At 40.1% G+C, this 15,207-nt stretch carries 14 protein-coding genes; 9 read left to right on the top strand and 5 right to left on the bottom strand.

All coding sequences use genetic code 11. The features are described 5' to 3' along the window. Window positions 1-6 precede the first annotated feature (6 nt). From AC04Q1_RS12600 to dnaE, 3 genes are all read right to left on the bottom strand, one after another. Entirely contained in the window at window positions 7-1,224 is a 1,218-nt protein-coding gene (locus AC04Q1_RS12600; RefSeq protein WP_478364953.1) for a PQQ-dependent sugar dehydrogenase, read from the bottom strand. Window positions 1,225-1,351: 127 nt separating this feature from the next. Further along, the gene (gene trxA / locus AC04Q1_RS12605; RefSeq protein ID WP_029275428.1) at window positions 1,352-1,672 is read right to left on the bottom strand and encodes a thioredoxin; all 321 of its coding nucleotides are present in this window, start codon (window positions 1,670-1,672) and stop codon (window positions 1,352-1,354) included. A gap of 155 nt (window positions 1,673-1,827) precedes the next feature. Beyond that, window positions 1,828-6,261: a DNA polymerase III subunit alpha gene (dnaE, locus tag AC04Q1_RS12610; RefSeq protein ID WP_478364954.1), complete on the bottom strand. Its 4,434-nt coding sequence runs from the start codon at window positions 6,259-6,261 to the stop codon at window positions 1,828-1,830. A 247-nt stretch (window positions 6,262-6,508) separates the two neighbouring features. Between dnaE and AC04Q1_RS12615 the strand changes: the two genes are divergently transcribed. Further along, entirely contained in the window at window positions 6,509-6,997 is a 489-nt protein-coding gene (locus AC04Q1_RS12615; RefSeq protein WP_478364955.1) for a hypothetical protein, read from the top strand. A gap of 630 nt (window positions 6,998-7,627) precedes the next feature. Here AC04Q1_RS12615 and AC04Q1_RS12620 read toward each other — a convergent pair. Then, complete coding sequence (locus AC04Q1_RS12620; RefSeq protein WP_478364956.1) at window positions 7,628-8,080, bottom strand: lipocalin family protein; 453 nt, start codon at window positions 8,078-8,080, stop codon at window positions 7,628-7,630. Window positions 8,081-8,249: 169 nt separating this feature from the next. After that, the gene (locus tag AC04Q1_RS12625; protein WP_478364957.1) at window positions 8,250-8,456 is read right to left on the bottom strand and encodes a hypothetical protein; all 207 of its coding nucleotides are present in this window, start codon (window positions 8,454-8,456) and stop codon (window positions 8,250-8,252) included. A 164-nt stretch (window positions 8,457-8,620) separates the two neighbouring features. Between AC04Q1_RS12625 and mdh the strand changes: the two genes are divergently transcribed. From mdh to AC04Q1_RS12665, 8 genes are all read left to right on the top strand, one after another. After that, complete coding sequence (gene mdh / locus AC04Q1_RS12630) at window positions 8,621-9,559, top strand: malate dehydrogenase (protein ID WP_478364958.1); 939 nt, start codon at window positions 8,621-8,623, stop codon at window positions 9,557-9,559. A gap of 178 nt (window positions 9,560-9,737) precedes the next feature. Beyond that, a complete protein-coding gene (locus AC04Q1_RS12635; protein ID WP_478364959.1) occupies window positions 9,738-10,163 on the top strand; it encodes an aspartyl protease family protein in 426 nt (141 codons plus the stop codon). Window positions 10,164-10,172: 9 nt separating this feature from the next. Further along, window positions 10,173-10,568, top strand: coding sequence for a group III truncated hemoglobin (locus AC04Q1_RS12640; protein ID WP_478364960.1), 396 nt, complete (start codon window positions 10,173-10,175; stop codon window positions 10,566-10,568). Window positions 10,569-10,632: 64 nt separating this feature from the next. After that, window positions 10,633-11,166: an SRPBCC family protein gene (locus AC04Q1_RS12645; RefSeq protein WP_478364961.1), complete on the top strand. Its 534-nt coding sequence runs from the start codon at window positions 10,633-10,635 to the stop codon at window positions 11,164-11,166. A 272-nt stretch (window positions 11,167-11,438) separates the two neighbouring features. Beyond that, entirely contained in the window at window positions 11,439-12,116 is a 678-nt protein-coding gene (locus AC04Q1_RS12650; RefSeq protein ID WP_478364962.1) for a response regulator transcription factor, read from the top strand. Then, a complete protein-coding gene (locus AC04Q1_RS12655) occupies window positions 12,117-13,469 on the top strand; it encodes a sensor histidine kinase (protein ID WP_478364963.1) in 1,353 nt (450 codons plus the stop codon). 174 nt (window positions 13,470-13,643) lie between these two features. Beyond that, a complete protein-coding gene (locus tag AC04Q1_RS12660; protein WP_478364964.1) occupies window positions 13,644-14,141 on the top strand; it encodes a hypothetical protein in 498 nt (165 codons plus the stop codon). 23 nt (window positions 14,142-14,164) lie between these two features. Next, window positions 14,165-15,091, top strand: a complete 927-nt coding sequence (locus AC04Q1_RS12665) for a bestrophin family protein (RefSeq protein ID WP_478364965.1) — start codon at window positions 14,165-14,167, stop codon at window positions 15,089-15,091. The last annotated feature ends 116 nt before the right edge of the window (window positions 15,092-15,207 follow it).

A 15,207-nucleotide genomic window follows, 5' to 3' on the forward strand; every position in this document is an offset into this window, starting at 1 on the left:
AGTTTACTATTTCTTCGCTATTCTGAACAAATGACCATTATCGGTTACCGAATAAAGCGCACCATCTTTTCCTTCTACCATATCCCGGAAACGTTCGCCCTTCCCTTCTAACAATCTCTCTTCACCTACTATCTTATCGTCTTTAATGATCAAACGGATGATGTGCGAACCACCTAAACCACCTACAAATAAATTCCCTTTCCATTCGGCAATTTTAGTGCTGTTGTAAAAGGCGATACAACCTGGCGAAATACTTGGGTTCCAATAATAAACTGGTTGCTCCATTCCTTCTTTCTGCTGGATACCGTCACCCACTTTTTTACCGCTGTACTCGGTTCCATAAGTAATGATCGGCCAGCCATAATTTTTACCCGGTTTGATGATATTTACTTCATCACCTCCTTTTGGCCCAAATTCTGCTTCCCATAAATCGCCAGTTAGTGGATTAATGGCCAAACCATCCGGATTACGGAGTCCATAAGCATAAATTTCTGGTTTAGCATTTCCTTTGCCGGCAAATGGTCCGTTGGCAACTGCCTTTCCATCAGTAGTCAGGTGTAGAATTTTGCCTAAAGATGAATTTAAATATTGTGCCTGGATCCTAATATCGTTACCTGAGCGCTCACCGGTACTCACAAATAAATTACCGTTCTTATCAAACACGATCCTCGAACCATATTGAAGTTTACCGCCATATGCTGGCATAGCCCGATAAATAACGGTCTGGTTTTCTATAGTAGTTTCGTCAGCGGCCAGTTTACCTTTGGCAATGGCCAACAGCACGCCTTTATCCTGTGGCTCTGAATAGGCCCAATAAATCATCCTGTTTTTCGCAAAGTTGGGATCTAGTGTTACATCCAATAAACCTCCCTGACCCGATGGATCAACCTTTGGTAAACCGGTTATCTTTTTGCTCAATTTTCCATCGGCTGTAAGAATCACCATGGTACCTTGTTTTTGCGTGATCAAAAAACCACCATTTGGAAGCACAGAAATGGCCCAGGGATTTTCCAGCTTTTCATTGATGATCGAAATATCTAAAGGGGTTTTGGTTTTTACACCTGCAATTCTGGTCTGCCCGGCAAAGGCTGGTTTATAATCTGCAGAAGGTTCGTTGGTTTCGACAGGGTTTTGTGCTGATACACATGCAATATTTGCACAGTTTAATGCTAAGCCCGCCAATAAAATTCCTAAAGTTTTATTGTTAAATAAGTTAATAGACATGATTGTTAGTTTTTTATTAAAGAAACAAAATTATGTTTGCAATAAAAAACCCAAATCCATCAAATGAACCTGGGTTTTAAATATGTTACAAGCCCTTAGGCTTTGGTCTTTCTGCTTTAAACTTAAACTAAGCCAATTGCTTGTTTAATTTTTCTGCCAATACTGATTTTGGAACAGCACCAACTTGTTTATCTACAACCTGACCATCTTTAAAGTATAATAAAGCCGGGATGTTACGGATACCAAACTGCATTGAAATTTGAGGGTTGTTATCAACGTTTACTTTTCCAACTACCGCTTTACCATCATATTCTTTAGCGATTTCTTCTACTACCGGACCAACCATGCGACAAGGGCCACACCATTCTGCCCAAAAATCTACTAATACGGGTTTATCTGATTTTAATACAAGCTCCTCGAAGTTTGCATCTGTGATTTCTAATGCCATAATTATTTTTTTTATGTTCAAATATATGTATTCAATTGTAATGCCAACCCATCCGTAATGTCAATTTGACATTATTCTGAGGTAGAGGCGGGAAGCGGTGTGCGTGGGGCGGTTAGCGTTTTACAAGCTAAACGCTTATCGCTAAGCGCCAAATCTTAGTTCAACTTGTAGTTTACAACATTCAATCCAAGCAATTGTTCCAAAAACTTATTGTTCGGGTTTATTTTAAGGTTTTTAGAGGGCATATCTAACATAATCTCTTTTTCGCGATCAAAAATAGCAAAGTTAAGATGGCAGTTCTGCTGCTCAGAGTTTGCCTTATTGTCTGCTAATATGGCTTCAATTTCGCGCATCAATTGATCATTAACACGTTCTATAGGCACCTGAATAGTTAAACTTTTGGCCAGTTTATCCCTTAGTTCCGACATGAGGTTGATTGCTGTGATCTTAAATTCCCAATCGCCGGCTTTACCAAAACGTTCGCCAACCCTTCCCCTGATCTGTAAGAAATACCCTTCCGTTAAAAAGGATTTAAACTTCAAAAAGTCCTCTCCAAACAAGGCCATTTCACTGGCATCATCATAATCTTCGAAAACGAAGGTACCAAAAGGTTTACCCGTTTTGGTAATCCGTTGTGATGCGGTTACCACCAACCCGCCAACGCAGAGTTCACGGTTTTTCAGCTTCTCAAATTCGGCCAAAACCTCTTCGTTGTTGTCGCCCATGCGCACCTTATTAATGATACTCAGTTGCCGAACCCCGTGTGTACAGAACTTGTCGAGTTCCAGTTTATAATTATCTAAAGGGTGACCGGATAGAAAAATTCCGATGGCATCTTTTTCATATTTCAACCGGTCCATTAAAGCCCATTCTGGCGAAACAGGCAAACTTGGTTCTAAAATTAAATCGGCTTTGGAACCGCCAAACAACGAAGCTTGCGAGGTGCTCTCATTGTTCTGAAAATCGTTGGCATATTTAATAATCTTCTCAATACCATTCATTTTATCGTTCGGGCCAATGTAGAAATACTGTGCCCTGTGACCTCCAAAAGCATCGAAAGCACCACTATATACAAAACTCTCGTAAGCTTTTTTATTTACAATACGGGTGTTCGATCGCTTGGCGAAATCATAAACGCTACCATAATGTCCATTGGTTAATCTTTCTTCAATAATACTTTCTACTGCTTTTTCGCCCACACCTTTTACGGCCGACATCCCGAAACGGACTTCGCCTTTGGCATTTACAGAGAATTTGAGATCGGATTCGTTTACATCGGGACCTAATACGGTTACACTCATCTGGCGGCATTCTTCCATAAAGAAAGCGACCTGTTTAATATCACTCATGTTGTTTGATAGTACCGCAGCCATATACTCGGCCGGATAATGTGCCTTTAAATATGCCGTTTGATAAGCAATCCAGGCATAACAGGTAGAGTGAGATTTGTTGAAAGCATAGGCTGCAAAGGCTTCCCAATCTTTCCATATTTTTTCTAAAATTGTGGCATCATGACCTTTCTCGGCCGCTTGTTTCACAAACTTTGGTTTCATTTTATCGAGAACCTCTTTTTGTTTCTTACCCATTGCCTTACGCAAAACGTCGGCCTCACCTTTGGTAAAACCAGCCAGTTTCTGCGACAAAAGCATTACCTGCTCCTGATAAACGGTAATCCCGTAAGTTTCCTTTAAATACTCTTCGCAGGCATCTAAATCGTACTTGATTTCCTCTTCTCCATTTTTACGTCGAACGAAAGTTGGAATATACTCCATCGGCCCCGGACGGTATAATGCATTCATTGCAATTAAATCGTCGAAAACCGTTGGTTTAAGTTCCTTCATGTATTTCTGCATACCAGGACTCTCATATTGGAAAATCCCGATGGTTTCGCCCCGCTGGAAAAGCTCGTAAGTAAGCGTATCATCAATAGGAAAAGTATCAGGATCAAGATCGATACCAAACCTTTTTTTAACCAGTTTAACAGTATCTTTAATCAGCGTAAGGGTTTTTAAACCCAAAAAGTCCATCTTTAATAAACCGGCACTTTCTACAACCGAGTTATCAAACTGGGTTACATATAAATCAGAATCCTTAGCGGTAGAAACCGGAACGAAATTGGTAATGTCGCTTGGTGTAATAATTACGCCACAGGCATGGATCCCGGTATTCCGTAATGATCCCTCTAAAATTTGCGCCTGCTGAATGGTTTCTGCACTTAAATCTTTTAATGCGCCAAGGTTTTTCAACTCTAACACACGCTCATATTCGTCAGGGCGGAGCGATTCTTTTAGCGTTTTCTCATCCAGATTAAAGATTTTTGCCAGCTTCATGTTCGGAATCAGCTTGGCAATTTTATCCGCCTCGAAAAGTGGTAAATCCAACACCCTAGCGGTATCGCGGATGGATGATTTGGCCGCCATGGTACCATAAGTGATGATCTGCGCCACCTGACTGGAACCGTATTTATTAATTACGTATTCCATTACACGGCCACGGCCCTCATCATCAAAATCGATATCAATATCGGGCATGGATACACGATCGGGATTTAAAAAACGCTCAAAAAGCAGATCGTATTTAATCGGATCAATATTGGTAATCCACAAACAATAAGCCACCACCGAACCGGCGGCAGAACCCCTGCCGGGCCCTACTGATACATCCCTGCGGCGGGCTTCGGCAATAAAATCCTGTACAATCAAAAAGTATCCCGGGTAACCCGTTTTCTCGATGGTCTGCAATTCGAAATCCAAACGTTCGATCACCTCGGGGGTTAAAACACCATAACGTTTCTTAGCCCCCTCGTAAGTAAGGTGGCGTAAAAATTTATTCTCCCCACGTTTTCCACCATCGGCTTCATCTTCTGCCACTAAAAATTCTTCCGGGATATCGAATTTAGGTAAGAGAACTTCACGGGCAAGTTTGTAGATTTCGATTTTATCTACAATTTCCTTAATATTTACAATCGCCTCTGGCAAATCGGCGAAAAGTGCCTTCATTTCATCGCCAGATTTGAAATAGTATTCCTGATTGGGCAAACCATAACGGTAACCCCTGCCACGGCCAATTGGTGTAGCCTGTTTTTCGCCATCTTTTACACAAAGCAAAATATCGTGCGCGTTCGCATCCTTTTTGTTAATGTAATAGGTGTTATTAGTGGCCACCAGTTTAACGGTATGTTTACGAGCCAAAGCAACCAGCGACTCGTTTACACGGTCTTCATCTTCCTGATTGTGGCGCATCACCTCCACATAGAAATCGTCGCCAAATATGTTTTTCCACCAGATCAAAGCCTCTTCCGCCTGGGTTTCACCCATGTTTAGGAGCTTGTTCGAAATCTCACCAGAAAGGTTACCCGATAAAACAATAATATCATCTTTATACTGTTCGATTACAGCCCGATCAATACGTGGCACATAATAAAAGCCTTTCGTATAAGCGATAGATGACATTTTGGCTAAATTGTGGTAGCCCTTTTTATTCTTGGCCAAAAGCACCATCTGGTAGCCGTTATCTTTTGCGGTACGGTCGAGGTGGTTATTACACACAAAAAACTCGACCCCAACAATTGGGGTCATTACCACTTCAGTGGGGCGTTCGCCCGCTTCAATGGCAGCCGCATTTTTTGCTTCGGCGGCTTTGTTATGATTTAAAACGTTATTTACAAAATGAAAAGCCCCCATCATATTTGCATGATCGGTCATGGCTACTGCCGGCATCTTTTGTGCTGCTGCTGCCTTTACCAGATCAGGAATACTAATGGTACTTTGCAGCACCGAAAATTGGGTATGGTTATGTAAATGCACAAAAGTTGCTGCAGCAAGCTCTTGTTTATTTCCGGCAAGTTCCTGTTTGGAAATACCTCCACTCTCTGCTTTTTGTAAACGTTTGCGGATTTCGTCCGATGCAGCTTTTAAATTGATGTGTTTTAAGCCAACACCTTCAATCGTAGCTGGATTTACCTCTCTAAAACGTGGAAAATATTCTACATCTACCTGTAATTCTTCTTTTTTGAAAACCTCTCTTTTTACCAATTCCAGGAAACAACGTGTAGTTGCTTCCACATCGGCCGTAGCATTGTGGGCTTCGTTAAAAGGAACGCCAAACAAATAAGAGTGCAGTTCGGTCAAGGTTGGCAGTTTAAACCTTCCACCCCTACCTCCGGGTAATTGTAAAAGTTGTGCGGTAACCTCGGTACAGGTATCCAAAACGGGCATCTCTGCTAAGCGGTTGGCCATCCCAAAGCGGTGAAACTCACAGCCCATAATGTTCACATCAAAGCCAACATTCTGTCCTACAATAAATTTGGCTTTGTTTAAAACTTCATTAAATTTAGACAGCATTTCGTCAAAGCCGATGCCTTGTTCGGCAGCCAGTTCGGTAGAAATACCATGGATCCTTTCTGCATCATACGGGATATTAAACCCCTCTGGTTTAACCAGATAATCCTGATGTTCAACCAATCTCCCCATCTCATCGTGCAGTTGCCAGGCAATCTGTATACAACGCGGCCAATTATCCGTATCGGTAATGGGTGCGTTATAATTACGTGGCAAACCAGTGGTTTCAGTATCAAAAATTAAGTACATATTGTGCGCAAAGAATTAACCGTTGTAGAATAATAACGGTTCTTCAAAAATAAGGAATTTGCAGGCTCATGCTGTCATCATTTTATCAACAAAATACGATAAACAAACCTATCGGGTTCCAACAACCTGATTGGTTTGAATAATTTATTAAGAGCGATAAAATCGCTTTTCTCTTCCATCCTCGTTACAAACGAGGACGATAGTTTCAAGATAAATGCTATTTTAGCGTATCTAAATTGATCATTTTATGATAACTAATTTTAATAAACTTATTGTGCTCTTTAGCATTTTTCTGATTGCGAGCAGTTTCATTTTAAACCAAACCACCCCAGTTGAGCAAAAAGCAGAAAGCGAAATTTGTAACCAGACCATTAAATATACCGCCAGTAAATTGCTAGGGCCAAATGGTGAAGAAGTAACCGCGCCAACAGTAGTAACAATTAACCCTACTACAAAGATGATTACTATAGAGAGCACTCCACCGGACCAGGAACAAGTTTCGTTCGAAACACAGATTGAAAGTATTGAATGTTCTTTCAGCAAAAAGATGACTTCCGGCAAAGCTTATTATAAAGGATACATTTTACAACAGGACGGAAATAAAAGCCCTACCGAACTTGTATTGGAAGCAAAAGACGGCGTGGTAAGCCTTACTTCTTATGATGAAGAAAAAAGAGTCGGACTAAGGACTATCTTTAACAAATGGGAGATCGTGGAAGATAAAGAGAAACCTTAAACTTTGATTTGAAAAACTTTATAGCCGTGTTTAGCCCCGCCCCCGTTAAAAGTCCGTACCGATGAACCGGGATTACTCGTTTTGAGGGCTTTTTCAATTGGTCGGGTTTAGGTGGCTCAGTCTGTGCTACTATCCATGGTAAATAAACCCGATCGGAAGCGGTATTCCGATTAAGCTCTACAATTTATTTTTTATTGTGTGCTTCCTTATTTCACAGAATTCATCGAAATTTAGCAGAGAGCGGGACTGAAGAACCTATGAAAAACTGAACGTAAATTTTCGAGAAATAATCAATATAAATTAACAATGAGATTATTCGCTGTGCTACCATTGACAGAGTCTATTAGAGCGGTCGTCATCCGATAGCTATCGGATGCGAGTAGGAATCCCGAAGTTTCGGGAAAGCAATCTCTCCTGCTAGCGATCCTTACCAGAAAGATTGCTTCCCCGAAGGGTCGGGGCAGGCTGTCGGCTGAAAAAGCCTTCTCGAAATGACGATACTATGAAGGGATTTATCTCCATTAATATCTCCTGTTGTTCATATTGATTTTTATAAAATAAATTATCCCTCAGGATAACAAATGCTTTACAGACAGGTACTATAACCTTAAAACCGCCAACTGAAATCTGCTAAAAATGCTCCTGGCTCACCAATTCACTCACATCATATCCTTTTTCCCTGCATCTTTCAATAATATCTACCAATAAATCGGCTTCCATTTTGGTCTCGCGGGCCATAATAAACAGGTATTTTTCGTCGGGATGCCCCACCACAACATAACTATAATCATCGGCCAGTTCGATAATCCAGTAACCGATTTTAAACGGCCACAAAAACTGGGCTTTCATATCGCCATCGGGTTTATCTTTCTCAAAAAACAGTTTCGAAGTGATCGATTTTTCCTCAGTCTTTCCTTCCTTATGGTAGGTGGTATACACATCAAAATGATCATCATCAGCCAGCGTATAGGTTTCGGTGGTTTGTTTCCAATGTTTATCCATTAATGTCGGGATAGAATATAAAGAATACCATTTACCTTCAAAGGCTTTATAATCGATTGCTGAAACGGGTTTATTTTCCATAGGGTTTTACTTTAATAGATAACCTTCATTTCCGAAATAAAGTTTTAATTATGATGAAGCTAAGTTTGTCTCCAACTATCGATTGTTGTATATACAGTGTTGATTGTTTCGCTTACACTGTCAATTGGTCAGCATACAGTATCCAATGTTTCCCCGCCAGTATTGAATGTTAAGCGTACAGCATCGATTGCGTCCCTTCCAGTATCAATTGCAAACGCTCCAGTATCGATTGCGTCCTTTCCAGTATCAATTGCGAACGCTCCAGTATCGATTGCGTCCCTTCCAGTATCAATTGTAAACGCTCCAGTATCGATTGTGTAAGTTTCAGTATCGATTGCGAACGTTCAAGTATCAATTGCGCCTCCGGATGAATCAATTGCGATTACTCCAATATCAATTGCTATGGATACAATCTTAAATCATGCTTTTACAAATCATCAAAATGGATGATGATAAAGTTTTGAAAAGGATTTTTAAACCTTATATTTATTTCTACCTTCGATTAGTATTTAACGATAGCAAACCATTAAAATAAAATATATGAAAGTAACGGTTGTTGGCGCAGGCGCAGTTGGTGCCACTTGTGCAGATAATATTGCCCGCAAAGAATTGGCGAACGAACTTGTCCTGTTAGATATTAAAGAGGGCTTTGCCGAAGGTAAAGCCATCGATATGATGCAAACCGCAACCCTTTTGGGTTTCGACACCAAAATTACCGGCGTTACAGGCGATTACAGCAAAACCGCTGGCTCGGATGTGGTGGTGATTACTTCAGGATTACCCCGCAAACCGGGAATGACCCGCGAAGAACTGATCGGCATTAACGCTGGGATTGTTAAAGGTGTTGCCGAAAATATTTTAAAATTCTCGCCGGAGGCCATCTTCATCGTGATCAGTAATCCGATGGATACCATGACTTATCTGGCCTTAAAATCATTAGGCCTGCCTAAAAACCGAATTATCGGTATGGGCGGAACACTAGATAGCTCCCGATTTAAATTTTATTTATCCCAGGCTTTAAACTGCAACCCGAACGATTTACAGGGCTTTGTAATCGGTGGTCATGGCGATACCACTATGATTCCATTAACCCGTTTAGCCACTTACCAAAGTTTACCGGTAAGCAATTTATTGGATAAAGCTACACTTGATAAGGTTGCGGCCGATACCATGGTTGGTGGCGCTACCTTAACCGGACTGATCGGAACCTCCGCCTGGTATGCGCCAGGGGCAGCAGGTGCGGCATTGGTTGAAGCCATTTTACGCGACGAGAAAAAACTCTTTACCTGCTGTGTTTCTCTTGAAGGCGAATACGGACAACAAGATATCTGCTTAGGCGTACCCGTAATTATCGGCCGCAGCGGCTGGGAAAAAATTATCGATTTTAAACTAACCGATGAGGAGCAAACAGCATTTAATAAAAGTGCCGATGCCGTAAGGAACATGAACAGTGTGCTGGCAGAAATGAAATTGGTTTAATACGGGGGGTAATTTTGCCACGAAAGCATACGAGCATTTTTTTGCCATGGAAACACAGAAACACGGAATAGATTGATCATCCGTGTATTTCCGTGTCTCTGTGGCTATTTTTTTTACAAATCTAAATAAGTTGTCAACCTAAGCGCAGCCGAAGGGCCCTTAGTGATAAATAAAAACAATGAGATCAATTTCCATCCCGCTTAAACTGATCAACCTACAGGATGATGGCTACCACCTTTTAGTGGAAGTTGTTGTTTTTAAGGAAAAACATTTCGCTGTTTTGGATACCGGGGCATCGCGGAGCGTTTTCGATAAATCATTGATCGAACAACACCTGTCCGAAACGCTGCAGGTGTCTGATGAGATTAATGCGGCTACCCTTTTTACCACAACAACCACCATTCAGGCCACCATCCCTGAACTCAAAATCGGATCGCTAAAAATCAAGAACTACGAAACAGTGGCTTTCGATCTGCAATCGGTGAGCGAAACCTACCAACAGTTTGGCTATCCGCCTATCATGAGCATTATTGGCGGCGATATTTTGATGCAGTATAGAGCCGTTATCAATTACGACAAAATGGTTTTAAGACTTTATAAATAAGATAAGGCGATGAAAAACGACATCAGCGACAGGAATGATATTATCCTTTTAGTGGATACGTTTTACAAAAGTGTGGTGCTTAATCAACAGATTGGCCCGGTATTTACCGATGTTGCTAAAGTAGATTGGGCGCACCACCTGCCCAAAATGTACGATTTCTGGGAAAGCATCCTTTTCGGAAAAGCAATTTACAAGGGCAATCCCATGCTTAGCCATTTTGCATTGAACAAAAAAACACCATTGCAAAGCGGGCAATTTAATATATGGAAAAATCTTTTCTTCCAAACCGTTGATGATTTGTTTACTGGTCCGAATGCAGAACTGATGAAGCAAAAAGCCCAATCTATTGCTGATTTAATGCATTTTAAGATCAATTCTCCTCCACCTAAAATCAAAATTGTTTAATACAATTTCACTTTGATTTAAACCGCTTTCTTTTTAAATTTAGTTAACCAAACTAAATTGAATTATGAAATTTCTCAAAATCTTACTAAGCATTATTGTCGTACTGGCAATAATTATTATTGCAGGCAGTTTCTTTTTGCCAAAAAGTTATTCTGTTAACCGGACAATAACCATTAATGCGCCAGACAGTGTAATCTATAAAAACATTGCGGATTATAATGAATTTTACAAATGGAACGCCTGGTCAAAAATGGATCCACAAGCTAAAGTAACCATTACGGGAACTATCGCCCAGCCTGGTCACTTATACCAGTGGAATGGAGAAAAAAGTGGTACCGGACAAATGAAAATCAATAAGGTTGAAACCAATCAAATGGTTGATATGGAATTAAAATTCATCAAACCTATGGAAAGTGTGGCAGACACCCGTTTTGATATAGAAAAAGACGCTACTGGCAATAAAGTAATCTGGACCATGAGCGGCGAAAGTAAAGGAATAATAAATAAATGGTTTTGCCTGTTTATGGATAAAATGATTGGCAAAGATTTCGAAAACGGATTAAAGTCTTTGAAGGAAAAATCGGAAAAAGGCGTTTAGGCACCGTTAATGATGGAATGTGATGGATGATGGAAGTTCGAAGTTGCTAGCCTGATGTAACAGTAGGAGAAAAAACCTTTGCGTGCGCTATGCCCCCCTCTGTTTCCTCTATGGTTAAATATAACTAACCTCTCTTTTTGGGAGGTTTTTTTATGCAGCAATTTACACTAATCCAAACAATTGTGTCGGCTTTACGTTAAAAAGCATTAAAAACCGCTTAATTGCAAATTAAGATTTTGTAATTCCTTATTTTTTAGATTACTTGCCAACAAATGAATTTATTACTTGTAGAAGATGAACCGAGTGTTGTATCTGTAATTTCGAGGGGATTAACTGATGAGGGTTTTACGGTGAGTATTGCCCCGGATGGTTCGATCGGAAAACAGATGGCTTTAGAAAATCAGTTCGACCTGATTATACTCGATATTATGCTGCCTGGAATAAATGGGTTGGAACTCTGCAAAATCATCAAAGAGCAGAAACCGAACACCCCGATAATCATGCTTACCGCTTTAGGCACCACCGAGAATGTGGTAAATGGCCTGGATAATGGTGCAGATGATTACCTGATCAAACCCTTTAAATTTGCCGAGCTTTTCGCCAGGATCAGGATGTTATTGAGACGCTATCATGGTGTAGTTTCTCAGGATCAGATCATCAGCATAGCCGATTTACAGATCAATTTAAGTGCTAAAACGGTAAAGCGCAATCAGCAGGAAATTGTACTTACGGCTACCGAATACCGCCTGCTCGAGTATATGGCGAAAAACAAATCCAAAATTTTATCACGGATAGATATTCTCGAAAATGTTTGGGATATCGATTTTAACCTCGGCACCAATGTAGTTGATGTGTATGTAAATTATCTCCGAAAAAAAATAGATAAGAATTCCGATCAAAAACTCATTCATACCGCAGTAGGTTTAGGTTATATATTAAAAGAAAAATAGATGCAGATAGCCAAGAAAATCACTTTACTTTTTGCCATTTTATCGGCAATTATTATCTCCTTATTAAGTGGTTTTGTATGGTATTTTTCTAACGACTTCGCTTTTGAAGATTTTTATAAACGCTTAGAGGCCAGGGTTAATATTGCGGCCCAGATTAAACTTTACGAAGATGGCAACAATAAGGTATATGCAAAGATGCGTAACCAATACCTGGAGCGCTTGCCCTCTGAAAAAGAATTTATTGTAGAGGCTGGCAAAGCTCCCGAAAAGGTCGACCGTGAATTGCCTGCCAGCTTTTATAACCGCATCAAGGCGGGTTATATGGCACGTTACCGGGTAGAAAACCACTTTTACGCCGGCAAATATTTCAAAAATAACAATTCTGGATATATCGTTATTGTTTCTGCGAACGATCCTTTTGGTTTCAGGGAACTCAAAGACCTGCAAAGAATCCTGATCATTGGTTTTTTTCTTTCTGTTATCTTATCCTTCATCGTGGGCTGGAAATTTTCCAATTACATGTTAATGCCACTGAGGAATATAATTAAAAGCGTAAAAAAAATAAAGGCAGAAAATTTACACCTTAGATTGGATGTGAAGGAAGGAAACGATGAAATGTCGCAACTGGCCCAAACCTTTAACAATATGCTAAACCGTTTGGAAACGGCTTTCGAAACACAGAATAACTTTATCAGCAATGCTTCACACGAATTAAGAACACCTTTAACCATCATTAGCGGCGAAGTTGAACTGGCGATGAAAACCATTGACGATACCTCCAAACAGGAGAAAGCCCTGTCTAAAATCAAAGATGAAGCAGAAAGGCTGGAACATATCCTAACCAGTTTATTGGGATTGGCGCAATCGGGTTTTAATGGAAAAAACCAGCCCTGGGAAGAAGTACGTATGGACGAATTGCTCTGGGAAATTAAAGAATCGGTTAACCAGGTACATCCCAACAGTAAAATAGAGATCGATTTCAGCAAACTTCCCGACAATGAAGAATTGCTTTCGTTAAAGGTTAATAAAAATCTGATTAAACTGGCCATTAGCAATATTGTAAGCAATGCCTGTAAGTATTCGAATGAAAACCTGGTGAGCATCAGTATCGAAAGCAACGCCAATATGCTTTCAATCGCTGTAACCGATCGCGGTATTGGTATTCCACAAACCGATATCCAGCACATCTTTGAGCCCTTTTACCGCGCATCGAACACAAACGATTTTAAAGGTTATGGTGTTGGCCTACCCCTCTCCTTAAATATTATCCGCCTGCACAGAGGCAGCATTGCCATTAAATCGCAGGAAGGGGTTGGTACGGAGATCAAGGTTTTATTACCTGCTAAAAGTTAATGGTCAACTGTGATCAAACAATCGCACAGCACAGTTAACCAATTAAAACAGTTAACCAAATACTCCAAAAAAGAGTACACTCTAATCTCATTTTAATCTCGCTCTTATTTCGCTATAATAACATCGCGCTAAACTTGTATAAATAATATTTCAATTCATTTAAACAAGAATAGCATGAAAACAGTATTAGTTCCTACCGATTTTAAATTAGAGAGCATTAAAATTATTGATGCGCTTGTTCAGCACCAACAAAATGAAACAGTAAATATCATTTTTGTGCATGCCTTTAAACTATCAGATTCTATTACCGATATGTTAATGTTGAGTCGCCGCAGCCGTGATTACGAAAATGTGAGCGACGAATTTTATCAACAGTTAAACCAGGTGAAAGCAAAATATCCTACGCAGATCAATACCATTGGTATCGAATATTTTTATGGCAGTACAGTGGCGGCCTTTAAAAATTTTATCGAAGCCTTTGATGTAGAACGTATTGCCTACTTAAAGGAATACAATTTTAAGCCAATCAACAAATATAGCATCGACCCAAAAATTTTGACCGAACGTGCAGGCTGCGAAGTAATCCAGTTAAATACTTTAACCGTTCACGCCAGTGAAAATTTAATCAACACCAAAATACACGAAGCGCAATTGCAGGAAGCAAACGCTTAATTATCACATTTAAACTTTATATCATGCTGTTACGAAATAATATTCCGCTCACTTATATATTCGGAAAGATCAAAAAAGAACTCCTATTTGTAATAGGTTACTCGATAGGTATTGTAGTGTTGTATGAAAATTTTCATGTCACACGGATTTCCATACCTGTTGCGGTACCTGCATTATTGGGTACCATTATTTCACTTTTACTGGCATTCCGGTCTAACCAGGCATACGATAGATGGTGGGAGGCAAGGATTCTTTGGGGCGCCATAGTTAACGATTCGAGAACCCTCTCCCGCCAGATATTGTCGTTCGTTGAAAATCCTTATGGTTTAGACGAAGTAGAGGAATTTAAGGCCAGGTTTATTAAACGGCAGATTGCCTGGTGTTATGCGTTAAGTCAATCGCTAAGGGGTTTTAATCCGCGAAAAGGTTTGGAAGAGTATATTTCTGCAGAAGAAATTGCTTTTATTAAAAAGCGTAAAAATGTAACGGCAACCATATTGGAATTGCACGCGATGGATTTAAAAAGAGCACTCCAGGAGGGCTGGATCAATAAATACCAGCAGATAGAAATCGACAAAACGATAACAGGTTTATGTAACCACATGGGTGGATCGGAAAGGATAAAAAACACCGTTTTCCCTGTTACTTATAGTAAGTATATCAACATGTCGATCCATTTATTCATTGTATTGTTGCCTTTTGGCCTGATTGAATACTTTGGATACATGGAAGTTCCGTTGGTAGTTGCCATTGCGGCATTCTTTCTATTGGTAGAAAAAATGGCCGTTCACCTGCAGGATCCTTTTGAAAACAAACCTACCGATACCCCAACCACAACAATCTGCAGGACAATTGAACGCGATCTTTGCCAGATGTTGGATGATAATAAAATATATGAGGACAAACCTCAAACCGAATTGGCCCAGGTGGGATCATATTACATCTTGTAATACCAAAAAGCCGATATACAAATCTCATTGGGAGACCGTTAGTTGATTAAAATGTTTTGGCTCTGGATAGAGTGAATCCATTTAACAAATTTACAGTGAGAAAAAGCCATTCGATT

This window comes from Pedobacter humicola (assembly GCF_056490705.1).